This is a genomic window from Alistipes sp. D31t1_170403_E11, assembly GCF_015553985.1.
GTDB lineage: Bacteria > Bacteroidota > Bacteroidia > Bacteroidales > Rikenellaceae > Alistipes > Alistipes montrealensis.
In genome coordinates this window covers 229459-244597 of record NZ_JADNHQ010000001.1, presented here as the reverse complement: position 1 = coordinate 244597, position 15139 = coordinate 229459, and the positions used below count along the sequence as shown (strand labels likewise).

12 protein-coding genes are annotated in these 15139 nt (G+C 59.4%); 9 read left to right on the top strand and 3 right to left on the bottom strand.

Features of this window, described 5'->3' with window-relative positions; translation table 11 throughout:
* Positions 1–190: 190 nt before the first annotated feature.
* The 4 genes from I2E69_RS00955 to I2E69_RS00940 all read left to right on the top strand — a co-directional run bounded on the left by I2E69_RS00955 (position 191) and on the right by I2E69_RS00940 (position 4759).
* Complete coding sequence (locus I2E69_RS00955) at positions 191–1180, top strand: YitT family protein (RefSeq protein WP_195458279.1); 990 nt, start codon at positions 191–193, stop codon at positions 1178–1180.
* On the top strand, positions 1181–2533 hold the full coding sequence (miaB, locus tag I2E69_RS00950; protein ID WP_195458278.1) for a tRNA (N6-isopentenyl adenosine(37)-C2)-methylthiotransferase MiaB: 1353 nt from the start codon (positions 1181–1183) through the stop codon (positions 2531–2533).
* A 21-nt stretch (positions 2534–2554) separates the two neighbouring features.
* The gene (locus I2E69_RS00945) at positions 2555–4021 is read left to right on the top strand and encodes a DEAD/DEAH box helicase (RefSeq protein WP_195458277.1); all 1467 of its coding nucleotides are present in this window, start codon (positions 2555–2557) and stop codon (positions 4019–4021) included.
* 84 nt (positions 4022–4105) lie between these two features.
* The gene (locus I2E69_RS00940) at positions 4106–4759 is read left to right on the top strand and encodes a DedA family protein (RefSeq protein WP_195458276.1); all 654 of its coding nucleotides are present in this window, start codon (positions 4106–4108) and stop codon (positions 4757–4759) included.
* Positions 4760–4858: 99 nt separating this feature from the next.
* On the opposite strand, the gene I2E69_RS00935 is transcribed toward I2E69_RS00940, so the two are convergent.
* Positions 4859–6358 carry a catalase gene (locus I2E69_RS00935; RefSeq protein WP_195458275.1) on the bottom strand — a complete coding sequence of 500 codons (1500 nt, stop codon included), beginning with the start codon at positions 6356–6358 and terminating at the stop codon, positions 4859–4861.
* 199 nt (positions 6359–6557) lie between these two features.
* Between I2E69_RS00935 and I2E69_RS00930 the strand changes: the two genes are divergently transcribed.
* Together I2E69_RS00930 and I2E69_RS00925 are read left to right on the top strand one after the other, a co-directional pair.
* Positions 6558–7391 carry an AraC family transcriptional regulator gene (locus I2E69_RS00930; protein WP_195458274.1) on the top strand — a complete coding sequence of 278 codons (834 nt, stop codon included), beginning with the start codon at positions 6558–6560 and terminating at the stop codon, positions 7389–7391.
* Between the two features lie 88 nt (positions 7392–7479).
* Positions 7480–8073 (top strand): DUF417 family protein, encoded by a 594-nt coding sequence (locus tag I2E69_RS00925; RefSeq protein ID WP_410489079.1) that lies wholly within the window; start codon positions 7480–7482, stop codon positions 8071–8073.
* A 338-nt stretch (positions 8074–8411) separates the two neighbouring features.
* Here I2E69_RS00925 and der read toward each other — a convergent pair whose 3' ends face one another.
* A complete protein-coding gene (gene der, locus I2E69_RS00920; protein WP_195458273.1) occupies positions 8412–9716 on the bottom strand; it encodes a ribosome biogenesis GTPase Der in 1305 nt (434 codons plus the stop codon).
* A 222-nt stretch (positions 9717–9938) separates the two neighbouring features.
* Positions 9939–12032, bottom strand: a complete 2094-nt coding sequence (locus I2E69_RS00915; protein ID WP_195458272.1) for a cation:proton antiporter — start codon at positions 12030–12032, stop codon at positions 9939–9941.
* A gap of 285 nt (positions 12033–12317) precedes the next feature.
* Between I2E69_RS00915 and I2E69_RS00910 the strand changes: the two genes are divergently transcribed.
* Genes I2E69_RS00910 through I2E69_RS00900 form a run of 3 tightly spaced genes read left to right on the top strand, consistent with a single transcriptional unit; the run spans position 12318 to position 15061 of the window.
* Complete coding sequence (locus tag I2E69_RS00910) at positions 12318–13469, top strand: MFS transporter (RefSeq protein WP_195458271.1); 1152 nt, start codon at positions 12318–12320, stop codon at positions 13467–13469.
* Positions 13470–13480: 11 nt separating this feature from the next.
* Positions 13481–14074, top strand: coding sequence for a porin family protein (locus tag I2E69_RS00905; RefSeq protein ID WP_195458270.1), 594 nt, complete (start codon positions 13481–13483; stop codon positions 14072–14074).
* Between the two features lie 3 nt (positions 14075–14077).
* On the top strand, positions 14078–15061 hold the full coding sequence (locus I2E69_RS00900; RefSeq protein ID WP_195458269.1) for a PhoH family protein: 984 nt from the start codon (positions 14078–14080) through the stop codon (positions 15059–15061).
* Positions 15062–15139: the final 78 nt, after the last annotated feature.

The following is a 15139-nucleotide window of genomic DNA, read 5'->3' as shown; positions in this document are numbered from 1 at the left end:
CAAATATAATCAAAAAATCCGGATGTGAAAACCGCTCCCGAAAAAACAGCCCGCGTGTCCTGCATTTCCGGAGAATTTAGTATCTTTGCGAGGAATTAACCCCGGCTCGGATAAGCGACGCCTCGGCACGGCCCTGAAATGCCGCTGTGCATGGCCTGCGTTATCCCTGCACCCTAATAGATTTTAACGTATGAACACAAAGGCTTTGCTCGAACCGATGGGCTCGTGGGCGTGGTGGCGCTCGTGGTTCCTGATTTTCCTCGGCTGCTCGATCATGGGCGCGGGATTCGTGCTTTTCGTCAATCCTTACAAGTTCGTGCCGGGCGGGGTTTATGGCATGGGTATCGTGCTGCACAACATCTTTCCTTCGATACAGGTCGGAACGTTCGGCTACATGTTCGACATCCCGCTGATGCTGACTGCCATGCTGGTCTTCGGCGGCGGATTCGGCACGCGCACGGTGCTGGCGGCGCTCTTTACGCCGGGTTTCATGAACATACTCACGCGGCTGGTTTACCCCGATGCCGAGGCGGTTCAGTCGCTGGACCCTTCGCTGTTGCTGGGCGGGCGGCTGGACCTTTCGAACGACCTGCTGCTGACGTGTGTCATCGGCGCCGTGGTGATCGGCGTCGGGCAGGGCATCGTCGTGCGGCAGCAGGCGACCACGGGAGGGACCGACATCGTGGGCATGCTGTTGCAGAAATTCGCCGGGATCAAATTTTCGACGGGCATCCTGTTGGCCGACGGTTTCGTCGTGATGTCGGGGCTCGCGGTGATAGGCTTCGGAATTGGCACGGGCGAAGCGGCCGCCAACGGCTGGATGCTGACGCTTTATTCGCTCATCACGATCTACATCTCCTCGCGGGTGATCGCTTACCTGCTCGACGGTGCGTCGTATGACAAGCTGCTGTTCATCATCAGCGACCACCACGAGGAGCTCAAGCGGTTCATCATCGACGACCTGGACCGCAGCGCCACTTATATCAAATCGAAGGGCATGTACACCGATTCGCTGCGCGACATGATTTTTTTGGTGGTAAGCCGCAAGGAGGTGCGCCTCGTGCAGCACAAGATCAAGGAGATCGACCCCAAGGCCTTCGTCGTGGTGACCGACGCCTACGAAACATTCGGGGAAGGGTTCAAGCAGTTCCCCGAGAAAAACGAGATACACGCGGAATAAATGGGTTTTAACAGCAATACATTAAGGCCGCTCCAAGGTGCGGGGCGCAAACTTTTTATCGAGACCTACGGCTGCCAGATGAACGTCAGCGACACCGAGACGGTCGTCTCCATCATGCAGCGGGAGGGCTACGTCTATACGGAGCAGATCGGCGAGGCCGATGTCATCCTGATCAACACCTGCTCGATCCGCGACAATGCCGAGCAGCGTATCTGGGGACGCCTGGCCGACATGAAGCGCTACCGGCGTGCAAATCCGGGCCTCGTCGTGGGCATCATCGGCTGCATGGCCGAGCGTCTGCGCGAAAAACTGGTCGAGGGACCCCACGGCGTCGATGTCGTGGCCGGGCCGGATGCCTACCGCGACCTGCCGCGCCTGGTGCGTGACGCCGAAGCGGGCGGCAAGGGGATCAACGTCCTGCTTTCGACCGAGGAGACCTATGCCGAAATCGCCCCTGTGCGCCTCGACCGCAACGGCGTGAGCGCTTTCGTGGCGATCATGCGCGGATGCAACAATTTCTGCTCCTACTGCGTGGTTCCTTATACCCGGGGCCGTGAGCGGAGCCGCGACGCTGCGACTATCGTTGCCGAAGCCCGGAATCTGTTCGAGAACGGTTACCGCGAGGTGACGCTGTTGGGTCAGAACGTCAATTCCTACCGTACGGGCGATGTCGATTTCCCGGAACTGATGCGCCGCGTGGCGTCGATTTCGCCGCTGTTGCGCGTGCGTTTCGCCACTTCGCATCCCAAGGACATGAGCGACCGCCTGCTGGAGGTCATGGCTTCGATGCCCAATATCTGCCGTTCGATCCACCTGCCGGCCCAGTCGGGCGCCACGTCGATGCTCGACCGTATGAACCGCAAGTATTCGCGTGAGTGGTATCTCGACCGCATCGCTGCCATCCGCCGCTACCTGCCCGACTGTACGATTACTACCGACCTGATCGCCGGATTCTCGGGTGAAACGGAGGAAGAGCACGAGCAGACCCTTTCGCTGATGCGCGAGGTCGGGTACGAATTTGCATACATGTTCAAGTACTCCGAGCGTCCCGGGACGTTTGCCGAGAAACACCTGGGGGACGATGTTCCCGAGGAAGTGAAGTCGCGCCGCCTGTCGGAGATCATCGCCCTGCAAAACGAACTGGGACATGCGAGCAACCTGCGCGACGTGGGCCGGGAGTTCGAGGTGCTGGTCGAGGGCGAATCGAAGCGCGACAAGAACCAGTTGTCGGGCCGCACTTCGCAGAACAAGGTCGTCGTGTTCGACCGCGGCGAACACCGCGTCGGCGACTACGTGAAGGTCCGCATTACGGGCTGTACGCCTGCAACGCTTTTCGGAGAAGAGATTTATTGATAATACTTAAAGTATAAAGTTATGCGTTTTGACGAACTCGACCTGGAGGATGAAATCCTCGACGGCCTTGAGGATATGAATTTCCACGAGATGACTCCCGTGCAGGAGCACACGATTCCGGTGATCCTGGAGGGCCGCGACATTATCGGCTGCGCCCAGACCGGCACGGGAAAGACGGCGGCTTATACGCTGCCGCTGCTCAATAAACTTTTACTCGACGGCAACCCCGACAATGTCGTCAAGTCGCTGATCATCGTGCCGACGCGCGAGCTGGCGCAGCAGATCGACCAGCAGTTCCAGGGTTTTTCCTATTATGCGCCCCTTTCGACGACCGTGGTTTACGGCGGCGGCGACGGCAAAGGATGGGATGTCCAGAAAAACGGCATGTTGCAGGGTTCCGACGTGGTGATCGCCACCCCGGGCCGCATGATCGCCCACCTGCAGAACAGCGGCGTCGACCTTTCGCACGTCGAGTACCTGATTCTCGACGAGGCCGACCGTATGCTCGACATGGGTTTCAGCGACGACATCATGAAGATCATTTCGTACATGCCCTCCGATCGGCAGACGATCATGTTCTCGGCGACGCTGCCCCCGAAAATCCGCGAACTGGCTAAAACCATCCTGCGCAACCCTGCGGAGGTCAACATCGCCATCTCGAAGCCGAACGAGGCCATTGACCAGTCGGCTTACATCTGCTATGAGAGCCAGAAACTGGGTATTATCCGCGAGCTGTTCGCCGAACCGACCGATTCGAAGACGATCATTTTCTCGTCGTCGAAACTCAAGGTCAAGGAGCTGGCCCATACGCTCAAGCGCATGCAGCTCGACGTTGCGGCCATGCACTCCGACCTGGAGCAGGCCCAGCGCGAGGAGGTGATGCTCAATTTCAAGAATAACAAGGTCAAGATTCTCGTGGCTACGGACATCGTCGCCCGAGGCATCGATATCGAGGACATCGGCCTGGTGCTCAACTACGACGTGCCGCACGATCCCGAAGACTATATCCACCGCATCGGCCGTACGGCCCGCGCGGCGGCTACGGGCAGCGCTGTGACCTTCGTCAACGAAGAGGAACAGGGCAAGTTCCACCAGATCGAAAAATTCATCGAACGGGATATCCGCAAGGCCGACCTGCCCGAAAGCGTGGGCGCAGGGCCGAAATATGCTCCCGACGAGAATCGTGCTCGCTTCGGACGTGGCCGCGGGGGCCGTCCCGGTTCGGGAGGCGGTTCCGGCCGGGGCCGCGGCGGACGGAACGACCGTTCGGGGCGCAATGACCGCGACCGTCGCAGCGAGCGTCCGGCTGGTGCACAACCTGCCGCCGCACAACCCGCTTCGCCGGACAGCGACCATGCTTCGGGCCGCGGCGAAGGCAACCGCGGTACGCGTGACCGCCGCCGCCACCGCGGGGGCCGTAACCGGGGCCGCGGCAATAAGCCGCAGGGCGGAGAGCCGCAGAACGGCGGAGGGGCTCCGCAGGCGTAGCCGGGATGTCTGAGGTCGTATTTCGCGGGGTAAAAGTAGTGCCGGACGCCGGAATCGGGCGAGGTGTTTGTAAACTGGGCAGCGATGGATTTTGTAATTGATTTTATCCTGCATATCGACCAGTATATGATCGGTATCGTACAGGAATATCATATGTGGACGTATGCCATCCTGTTCCTGATCATTTTCTGTGAAACGGGACTGGTGGTCACGCCTTTCCTGCCGGGCGATTCGTTGTTGTTCGTCGCGGGGGCCATTGCGGCGCTGCCCGGCATACCGATCACCCTGCCGATGCTGATTCTCGTCGTTTTCGTCGCCGCCGTGTTGGGGGATTCGTGCAACTATATGATCGGCCATTTCTTCGGAACGCGGCTTTTCAGCAATCCCGATTCCCGGATATTCAAGCAGGGCTACCTCGACAAAACGCATGAGTTTTATAAGAAGTACGGCGGCAAAACTATTATTCTCGCCCGCTTCGTGCCCATCGTCCGCACGTTTGCGCCGTTCGTGGCCGGAATGGGAAAAATGCACTACACCTATTTCATGGCCTACAATGTCGCCGGCGGAGCGGCATGGGTGCTGCTTTTCTGTTGTGCGGGTTATTTCTTCGGCGATCTGCCGTTCGTACAGCGCAATCTCGAACTGCTCATCGTGGCGATTGTTTTCGTCTCGGTCCTGCCGGCTGTTTTCGAGGTGATCCGGGCGCGTTGGATCTTTCGGAAAACGGCGAAACGATAATTCTGGCCCGATAAAAAATCCCCGAAACTGTGCAGTTTCGGGGATTTTTGTTTGCCGGCCCCGGCCCGAAGGGCTGGCCTCCCGGCAGGGTGGGTCTTTTTAATGCCGGCGCGGGTCCCACGAGGGATGCGCAGGGTCCTCGGCCTCGAGGGCCTCTTCGAGCGAAATCCCGAGGGCTTCGGCCACGCCTTTGCCGTAGGCCGGATCGGCGTAGTAGCAGTGGCGCACGTGGCGCTGCTTGATGAACAACTCGGCGTCGCCCATGGCGCGGCCCGTATTTTCGCAGGTCGCCTTCTGGTCTTCGGGCGACATTACGCGCCACAGCAGGCCGGGCTGGGTGAAGTAGTCGCTGTCGAGTTCGCGCTCGTCGTAGTTGTACACGTCGCCGTTCACGGCCAGGGGCGGCTCCTTGAGGGCGGGATTGTCCTGCCATTCGCCGTAACTGTTGGGCTCGTAACCCTTGGCCGAACCGTAGTTGCCGTCGGTGCGCATCTGCCCGTCGCGGTGGAAGGCGTGGAACGGACAGCGGGGTTTGTTCACGGGAATTTCCGTGTGGTTTACGCCCAGCCGGTAACGCTGTGCGTCGCCGTAGGAGAACAGACGCCCCTGCAACATCTTGTCGGGCGAGAAGCCGATGCCCTCGACGATGTTCATCGGGTTGAATGCCGACTGTTCGACATCCGCATAGTAGTTCTCCGGATTGCGGTTGAGCTCCAGGACGCCGACCTCGTGCAGCGGGAAATCCTTGTGATACCACACCTTCGTCAGGTCGAACGGATTGAGCTTGTAGTTGCGGGCCTCCTCCTCGGTCATCAGTTGCACGTACATCGTCCAGCGCGGGAAATCGCCGCGCTCGATGGCGTCGTAGAGGTCGCGCTGGTGCGATTCGCGGTCCTTGCCCACGAGGGCTTCGGCCTCCGCGTCCGTCAGGTTTTTGATGCCCTGCTGGGTCGTGAGGTGGAACTTCACCCACGTGCGCCGGTTGTCCTTGTCGTAGAAGCTGTACGTGTGGCTTCCGAATCCGTGCATGTGGCGGTAAGAGGCCGGAATGCCGCGCGGCGACATGGTGATCGTCACCTGGTGGAGTGCTTCGGGTAGCAGTGTCCAGAAGTCCCAGTTGTTGTTGGCCGAGCGCAGGTTGGTGCGCGGATCGCGTTTCACGGCATGGTTCAGGTCGGGGAATTTCAGCGGGTCGCGCAGGAAGAACACGGGGGTGTTGTTGCCCACGAGGTCCCAGTTGCCCGCGTCGGTGTAGAACTTCATCGCGAAGCCGCGGATGTCACGCTCGGCGTCTGCCGCGCCGCGCTCTCCGGCCACGGTCGAGAACCGCACGAAGCACTCGGTCTTCTTGCCTACTTGGGCGAAGATCGATGCACGGGTGTATCGGGTGATGTCCTGTGTGACCGTGAAGGTCCCGAATGCGCCGGAGCCTTTGGCGTGCATGCGGCGTTCGGGAATGACCTCGCGGTCGAAATGGGCGAGTTTTTCGAGGAACCACGGATCCTGCAGCGTCACGGGGCCGCGGACGCCTGCTGTCTGAATGTTCTGGTTGTCGGCGATCGGCCGGCCGTTTTCGGCTGTCAGTTTCTTTTTGTCCATAATTTTTTTTATTTGGTTAGAGCAGAATTTCTTCTTGTAAATGTATAATATAATTTACTGATAAACAAATTAATAATATTGATGGCAGCATAACAAAAACTGATAATAGCCAAAATCATGCCCGGGCAGATCGAAATTCGGAACCCGGTTTTTTCGGCTTTTGTGCAGGGTTTTCGCTTTCAGGTGTTATCTTTGGAATATGAATATAGCATTCAGCACTCCTTTGAAGGGCAATCTCGTTTTGTGCCGGGACCTTCGCGATGCGGAACCGATCCACCGCTCCGACCTCTACAAATTCCTCTGGGTGCGGCAGGGCAGCCTGTCGTTGGAGGTCGACCATGTCCCGATGCGGCTTGCTGCGGGGGAGATCATATCGCTGACGCCCCTCCACCGCCTGGGCAACGTTCGTTCCGACGGCGAATGCCTTTCGCTGCTTTTCGACAGCAATTTCTACTGCATCTTCGGCCACGACGGTGAAGTTTCGTGCAACGGCCTGCTGTTCAACGGCTCTTCCGAACCGCTGCGGCTGGTGCTTTCCGCCGAACGGCAGGAGGCCCTCGGACGCATCGTCGACGAATTGTGCACCGAGTACGAAGTGGACGACGGACTGCGCGAAGAGATGCTTCGCATGCAGTTGAAACGTTTTATTATCGTATGTACGCGCGCCGCGCGCGAGCATCTCGGGGTCGACGGTCCGCAGGAGCAGTTGTTCGACATCGTGCGTCGTTTCTATGTGCTTGTCGACGAACATTTCCGCACCCGCCGCCGCGTACAGGATTACGCCGAACTCCTGCACCGCTCGCCCAAGACCCTTTCCAACCTCTTCGCCGCCTGCGGCCGCCCGTCGCCGCTGAGCGTCATCCACGACCGTGTGAATGCTGAGGCGCGGCGCCTGTTGCTTTATACCGACAAAAGCGCCAAGGAGGTCGCCTACCTGCTCGGTTACGAGGATACGGCGGCGTTCAGCCGTTTTTTCGCCAAGATGAACGGCGAAAGCATCACCGATTTCCGCCGTCGGGCGCAACGGGAATAATCGCCAATATTTCCGGCGGTCCTGCTATCGTGCCGCAGGCCTGAAATGCCGAACTTTGCACCATCGAAACACTAAAAACCCAATAACGATGATGCAAAAACTCTCCGGCCTGTTTTACGGCTTTCTGAAAATCGCTGCCGGCTCGCAGCGGCTGGGACTCGGTATGATCCGGGTTGCTATCCTGGTAATCTTCGTCTGGATCGGCGGACTCAAATTCTGGAACTACGAAGCCGAAGGCATCGTGCCCTTTGTGGCCAACAGCCCCTTCATGAGTTTCTTCTACAACAGTAAAGCTCCCGAGTACAAGCAGTACAAGCTGCCCGAAGGCAGTTTCGATCCTGCCAAACACGAATGGCACGAGCGGAACAACACCTACGGATTCTCGCACGGGCTGGGCATCCTGATCATGTCGATCGGCATCTTGACCTTTTTCGGCTTCTTTTCGGCGCGCGTGGGACTGGTCGGCGAACTGCTGGCTATCGTGATGACGCTCGGAACCCTCTCGTTCCTGGCGACCACCCCCGAAGTCTGGGTTCCCGACCTGGGCAGCGGCGAGTTCGGGTTTCCGCTCCTTTCGGGCGCGGGCAGGCTCGTAATCAAGGATACGGCCATCCTGGCAGGCGTCGTGGTCCTGCTCTCCGATACGGCCCGGCGGCTGCTCGAACGACGCAAGACGGCATAGAAAAAGCCCCTCAATCCGAGGGGCTTTTTCTATGGGCTATGCTTTGACTATCGTCCGAAACCTTACTTTTGCCGGAAATAGATTTGCATCGGAACACCCGTAACAAAAGCCCCTCCTGTCAAGGAGGGGTTTGGGGTGGTTGTCAGTACCGGATTTTTCGGGTCTGCAAGCCGTTGGGAGTTGTGCGTCCGTCCGAAACCTTACTTCTGTCGGAAATAGATTTGCATCGGAACGCCCGTAACAAAAGCCCCTCCTGTCAAGGAGGGGTTTGGGGTGGTTGTCAGTGCCGGATTTTTCGGGTCTGCAAGCCGTTGGGAGTTGTGCGTCCGTCCGAAACCTTACTTCTGCCGGAAATAGATTTGCATCGGAACGCCCGAAAAATCCCAGTGGTCGCGCATGTTGTTTTCGAGGAAACGACGGTAAGGCTCCTTGATGTATTGCGGCAGGTTGACGAAGAACGCAAACTGCGGCGTCGGCGTCGGTAACTGGGTCACATACTTGATCTTGATATATTTGCCCTTGGTTGCGGGGGGCGGGTAATTCTCGATCAGCGGCAGCATGTAGTCGTTGAGTTCCGAGGTCGAAATGCGGCGCTTGCGCGACTGGTAGACGCGGATGGCGGTTTGCAGTACGTCGAAGATGCGCTGTTTGTTCATCACCGAGGTGAAGATGATCGGAATGTCGTTGAACGGCGCGAGCTTTCTTTTGAGGAACTCGGTCCACTCCTTCATCGTATTGGTCTCCTTTTCGATCAGGTCCCATTTGTTGACCACGATCACGCATCCTTTGCGGTTGCGGACGATCAGGTTGTGGATGTTCAGGTCCTGCGATTCGAGGCCTTGCTGCGCGTCGATCATCAGGATGCATACGTCCGAATTTTCGATGGCGCGGATTGAGCGCATCACCGAGTAGAATTCGAGGTCTTCCATCGTTTTGCCCTTCTTGCGCATGCCGGCGGTGTCCACGAGGTAGAAATCCATGCCGAATTTGTTGTAGCGCGTGTGGATCGAGTCGCGGGTGGTCCCGGCGATCGAGGTCACGATGTTGCGCTCTTCGCCCAGCAGGGCGTTCGTGAGCGACGACTTGCCGACGTTCGGGCGGCCTACGATGGTGATGTGGGGCAGGTCTTCGTCCTCTTCGGCAAGCGTCTCCACGGGAAGCGCGGCCAGGATGGCGTCCATCAGGTCGCCCGTGCCGCTTCCCGACATCGAACTGATGCAGTAAGGATCGCCCAGTCCCAGCGCGTAGAACTCGTGCGAGGAGTAAATCTGGTCGTTGTTGTCGACCTTGTTGCAGACGAGAATTACCTTCTTCGAGGTGCGGCGCAGGATGTCGGCCATCAGCATGTCGAGGTCGGTGATACCGGTCCTTACCTCCACGAGGAAGAGGATTACGTCCGCTTCGTCGATGGCCAGCAGCACCTGGCGGCGGATTTCGTCTTCGAAAATATCCTCCGAGTTAACAGTGTAACCGCCCGTGTCGATGATCGAAAACTCCTTGCCGTTCCAGTCGGTCTTGCCGTAATGGCGGTCGCGGGTGGTTCCGGCCGTCGCATCGACGATGGCCTTCCGCTCGCCCACGAGGCGGTTGAAAAGGGTGCTTTTGCCGACGTTCGGACGGCCTACGATTGCTACAAGGCTCATATCTTATCTTTTTCTTATTTTTCTGTTGTTCGCTCTGTTTGGCCGCTTCGCCCGCCGCAGTTGCGGTTTCTGGGGCATTTGCCTGCCTGGCCCTCCTCTGGGGACGGGGCTTGTCGTATCGCAGCCGGGTTTTCGGCCTCAATGCCGACCGGGCGAATTATTTGCAAAGATAGCGCAAATCCGCGAGCAGAAAAATTTTTTCGCGTTTTTTACATCCGTCCGTCAGATATATCGGCTCTCGGTGTCGCCCGCCTGCACGGGGTAGAGCAGCACGGAACTGTACCCGGCGAAAAAGTGTTCGAGATAGGCTGGGATGCGGCTCATCACGGGGTTGTACGAAACCCGGTCGCGGCGGCTCATCACGAACCACAGGCAGTCGTCGGCACGCATGTCGTGTTCGAGCGACGGCAGGTCGTCCCACTGCGCGAAGGGTACGAAGTCGATGTTCGCCGGGCGTTTGCGCCCTTTGGGACGCAGGTATTCCAGCGTCGCTTCCGGGGCGAAGACGACGATTTTGGCCCCCGAGTTTTCGGCCAGGAGGCGGATGCGGCGCTGCCACATCTGGAATCCCGCCTCTTGCTCGGCCTTCTCGGGCACGACGATCAGGTGGCGTTTGATGGTGTTCAGCGGCTGCATGGGGTTGTACATGAAGGTCGTGACGTTGCTCTGCGCCAGTACGTCGGCGGCCATCTTGCCGATGCCGGGGCCCGATGTCCCGGGGATGCCCGTTAGGGTCGGCCCGGCCTGTGATGCATGGTGCATACCCATCACGATGTCGGTAATGTTGCGTTCGCGGACGACGCTGACGATGGCGTTGGAGATGTTCACGTCGTAGCGCATCAGCTCCTGCAGGTAGATGTCGCCCGAGGCCGCCGCCGTAGCTGCTACGTCGAGGACTTTCTGGGCGCGTTTTTCGAGGTTCGGGTCTTCGGCCTTGTTGTCGATGGCGTGCAGGGCGTAAAGCCCGTTGGGCTCCTTGGCGCGCTTGAGCATCGAACTCAGCCACACCAGTTCGTTGGCCGTACGTTCGTCGGCCACGGGGATCAGGATATGGTCCTCCTGCCTGGGGGCTTTATCCTCGTGGTCCTGCGTGTTACGGATGGCGATGTTGTGGGCGCCGCGCTGCGTGGCGAAGGTCGACACGGTGCAGGTCGCCAGGATCATCAGGATCGTGCCGTTGAGCACGCTTTCGTTCAGCAGGCGGATCGGCTCCCCGTCGGGCGTATGGCCCAGGATGATGTTGTAGCCGACCATCACGGCGGCGAGCGTCGCGGCTACGTGGGCCGAACTCAGGCCGAAGATGACGGTCCGCTGGTCGGGCGAGAGGCGGAAGGTCTTCTGCGTGAGCCATGCGGCGATGAATTTCGCTGCTGTGATCAGCACGATCATGATCGCCGCCACTTCGAGGCTCTCCCAGTCGCGGAAGAACGCCCGGTAGTCGATCAGCATGCCCACGCCGATCAGGAAAAAGGGAATGAAGATGGCGTTGCCGACGAACTCGATGCGGTTCATCAGCGGCGATGTGCGGGGGATCAGCCGGTTGAGGGCCAGTCCCGAGAGGAATGCGCCGATGATCGGCTCCAGCCCTGCGAGGTGGGCGAGGTAAGCGCCCAGGAAGACCATCACCAGCACGAAAATGTACTGCGATACGTTGTCGCTGACCTGCTTGAAGAACCAGTGGGCCAGCAGCGGAAACAGGAAGATGATGATGGCGATGCAGAGCGTCACGGAACCCGCGAGCCGCCACCAGAACATGTCGTCGACGTTGCCCGTGGCCATGCCGACGATCACGGTGAGCAGCAGCAGGGCCAGCGTGTCGGTGATGACCGTGCCGCCGACGGCGATCGTGACGGCCTTGTCGCGGGCGATGCCCAGTTTGCTGACGATGGGGTAGGCGATGAGTGTCTGTGAAGCGAACAGTCCTGCGAGCAGGATCGACGAATAGATCGAGAACCCGAGGATGTAGTAGCCGGCCAGGATGCCGAAGGTGAGCGGTACGCCGAAGGTGTAGAGTCCGAAGATGAGGCTTCGCCAACTGTTGTGGCGGAAATCGGACATGTCCATGTCCAGTCCCGAGAGGAACATGATGTACAGGAGGCCGGCCGTACCCGATAGGATGATGCTGCTGTCGCGCAGCACGAGGTTGAGGCCGTGGGGACCGATCACCGCTCCGGCGATGATGAGCCCCAGCAAATAGGGGATTTTGAGTTTGTTCAGCAGGAGCGGAGCCGCGAGGATGATGACCAGAATCAGCAGGAACTTCAGGATCGGGTCCTCGAGCGGCAGCGTCAGGTTTATGTGCGAGAATAGAAGCATCGAATTATTCGGTTGTATTTAGACAAATATAATGAAATCTGCGTTTATATCCAAACGGTGCGCCGGGTTTTGTTGCCGTCGCGGCCTGCCTGCCGGTGCGAAGGTCGCTTTTTCAGGGCTGCGCCATATTTCGGCGGCCTGCGTATCTCGCACGCTTTTTGTTCATTGAGTCGCATTTGTTGTGTTCGGCGGAGCAGGAGATGTGAAATAATAGCCGCCCGAAACTCGGTTTTTGCGGAAAAAAATGTAACTTTGAAAAATTTGGAACAGGAAATTTCGCCTCGGATGAGCGTAGACAAAGTAGATAAACGATTGCTCGGGCCCGTGCTTGCGGGCTTTTTCATCATGGGATTCTGCGACATGGTGGCCCCGATCACGGGCCGCATCGCCGCCGAGTTCCCGCCCGGACAGCAGGCTGCCGTGAGCTTCCTGCCGACGATGGTTTTCCTCTGGTTTCTGGTGCTTTCGACTCCGGTCGCTGCGCTGATGAACCGTTGGGGGCGCAAGACTACGGCGCTCTTGGGCTACGGCTTCACGATCGCGGGCCTCATGGTTCCCTATGCCGCAGGCGCGGACTGCGCCCTGGGCTGGTATTTCGCCGGCTTCGGGCTGCTGGGTATCGGCAATACGGCGATCCAGGTGGCCGTCAACCCGCTGCTGGCGACCATCGTTCCCGGCGAGCGGATGACCAGCTACCTCACCGTGGGGCAGATTTTCCGCAACACTTCGCTGCTCCTGCTGGCGCCCATCGTCACGGGACTGGTGGCCTTGACAGGGTCGTGGCGGCTTCTGTTGCCGATCTATGCGGGCCTTACGGTCGTCGGGGGCGTCTGGTTGCAGTTGACGACGGTTCCCGAGCCTGCGCAGCCGGAGCGTGCCGCCGGGCTGGCCGACTGCTTCCGCCTGCTGAAAAACCGGGCCGTGCTGCTCTCGACGCTGGGCGTGGCCGCGTTCATCGCTGCCGATGTGGGTATTGGTTTCCTCTCGGTGCGGCTGATCGACAACCCTTCGTCGATCCTCACGACCACGGGGTTCTACGCCTGCCGCATCGTCGGTACGCTTATCGGGGCCTGGGTACTGGTGAAGGTCTCCGACGTGAAGTACCTGAGCTGGAACATGGCCGGGGCGCTGGCGTTGTGCGTCGCGCTGCTGTTCGTGCGCAACGAAGCGGCCATCTATGCCGCCGTGGGCCTGCTGGGGTTCGCCATGGCGTGCGTCTTCGCTACGTTCTATGCCGTCGCCACCAAAGCCGTTCCGGAGAATGCCAACGGAGTGGCCGGGCTGATGATCATGGCCATCTCCGCCGGAGCCGTCTCGGGGCCTGTCTGCGGTGCGGTCATCCGCGCTTCGGGCAACCCGCATCTGGGCATGCTGTTCGTCGCCGCGTGCATCGGCTACATGCTCTGGGCCTCCTTCCGATTGAGAATTAAAAATTAAAAATTGCTGTAATGCGCAAAGTATTATTAACCCTGCTTTTGGTTGCCGTGGCGGCGAGTGCCGCCGCACAGCGTCCCCGCACCCGGGTGGAGTGGGGCGTGATCGGCGGTATCAACATCCCCGATTACTCGACCAACATGGACGCCACCGACGTAAAGAACAAACTGGGCTGGCAGGCCGGTATCGTCACAGCCGTCAACTTCGGGGCCTTCGCCGTCGAACCGCAGATCCTCTACGTCCGCCAGGGTCTCCGCATTCGTCCCGAAGGCGAGAAGGAGATCAACCTCAAATCGAACTCGATCGACGTGCCCGTCCTGGCGTCATTCCGTCTGCTTCATCCTGTGCGCATCTACGCCGGTCCGGTCTTCACGGTGATGAACGACTCCAAGCAGAAGTCGGGCGGCGACCTGCTGGATTTCGGGCGCGTGCGTCCGTCGGTTTCCTATACGGTGGGCGCCGGGGTCGTATTGATCCGCCACCTGCTGATCGACCTGCGCTACAACGGCCAGTTCCGCTCGAAACACGACGTGCTGTTGCCCGACGGACGGCAGCTCGACAAACTTCGTACTTACAATGTTGCGCTTAGCTTCGGATATTTGTTTTAACCTATGACAGAAGCTGTCGGAAAAGAAATCACACTCGAAGGCGTCGATCCCCGCGAACTTTACGGGGTGCAGAACGCCTATCTCGAACAGATCAAATCGCTGTATCCCACGCTGAAGATCGTGGCGCGCGGACAGTCGCTCAAGGTTCTCGGCCCCGAGGCCGACACGGTGCGTTTCGCCAAGCGTATGGAGGGCCTTGCTGCCTATTACCTCAAGTACGGGCACATCTCGGCGCAGGTCATCGACCAGTGTTTCTCGGGGGGCTTTTCGGGCGGCATCGCCCAGAACGACGCCCCGGTCGACAAGGACGTGATCGTCTACGGCAACAACGGCAACATCGTCCGCGCCCGGACCGTCAACCAGCAGCGGCTCGTCAAACTCTACGACAAGAACGACCTGCTGTTCGCCGTGGGGCCTGCCGGCTCGGGTAAGACCTATACGGCCATTGCGCTGGCTGTCCGGGCGCTGAAAGAGAAACAGGTGCGGCGTATCATCCTCACGCGTCCGGCTGTCGAGGCGGGCGAAAAACTGGGTTTCCTGCCCGGCGACATGAAGGAGAAGCTCGACCCTTACCTGCAACCGCTGTACGACGCCCTGAACGACATGATCCCGCCCGTGAAACTGCAAAAGTTCCTCGAAGAGGGAACCGTGCAGATCGCGCCGCTGGCCTTTATGCGCGGCCGTACGCTCGACAATGCGTTCGTGATTCTCGACGAGGCGCAGAACACCACCCTGTCGCAGATCAAGATGTTCCTCACGCGCATGGGGCGCAGTGCGAAGTTCATCGTCACGGGCGACGTGACGCAGATCGACCTGCCGCGCAAGTCGGACAGCGGTCTGGTGCGCACGATGGAGATTCTGCGGGGTGTCGGCGGCATCGGCATCGTGGAGTTCGACAAACGCGACATCGTCCGCCACCCGCTCGTGAAACACATCGTCGAAGCCTTCGACAAAAGTGTCGAAAAGGACGAGGCCGGAGACCGCTGATCGGCTGCCTGTCCGGAGCGGACGCCATTTCCCTCCCCGAGGGAGGGCCGGGGTGGGGCAGGCATGTAAACGCGTCCC

Coding starts and splice junctions, on each gene's coding strand:
- I2E69_RS00955 (WP_195458279.1), top strand. CDS start 191: ATGAACACAAAGGCTTTGCTCGAACCGATGGGCTCGTGGGCGTGGTGG.
- miaB (WP_195458278.1), top strand. CDS start 1,181: ATGGGTTTTAACAGCAATACATTAAGGCCGCTCCAAGGTGCGGGGCGC.
- I2E69_RS00945 (WP_195458277.1), top strand. CDS start 2,555: ATGCGTTTTGACGAACTCGACCTGGAGGATGAAATCCTCGACGGCCTT.
- I2E69_RS00940 (WP_195458276.1), top strand. CDS start 4,106: ATGGATTTTGTAATTGATTTTATCCTGCATATCGACCAGTATATGATC.
- I2E69_RS00935 (WP_195458275.1), bottom strand. CDS start 6,358: ATGGACAAAAAGAAACTGACAGCCGAAAACGGCCGGCCGATCGCCGAC.
- I2E69_RS00930 (WP_195458274.1), top strand. CDS start 6,558: ATGAATATAGCATTCAGCACTCCTTTGAAGGGCAATCTCGTTTTGTGC.
- I2E69_RS00925 (WP_410489079.1), top strand. CDS start 7,480: ATGATGCAAAAACTCTCCGGCCTGTTTTACGGCTTTCTGAAAATCGCT.
- der (WP_195458273.1), bottom strand. CDS start 9,716: ATGAGCCTTGTAGCAATCGTAGGCCGTCCGAACGTCGGCAAAAGCACC.
- I2E69_RS00915 (WP_195458272.1), bottom strand. CDS start 12,032: ATGCTTCTATTCTCGCACATAAACCTGACGCTGCCGCTCGAGGACCCG.
- I2E69_RS00910 (WP_195458271.1), top strand. CDS start 12,318: ATGAGCGTAGACAAAGTAGATAAACGATTGCTCGGGCCCGTGCTTGCG.
- I2E69_RS00905 (WP_195458270.1), top strand. CDS start 13,481: ATGCGCAAAGTATTATTAACCCTGCTTTTGGTTGCCGTGGCGGCGAGT.
- I2E69_RS00900 (WP_195458269.1), top strand. CDS start 14,078: ATGACAGAAGCTGTCGGAAAAGAAATCACACTCGAAGGCGTCGATCCC.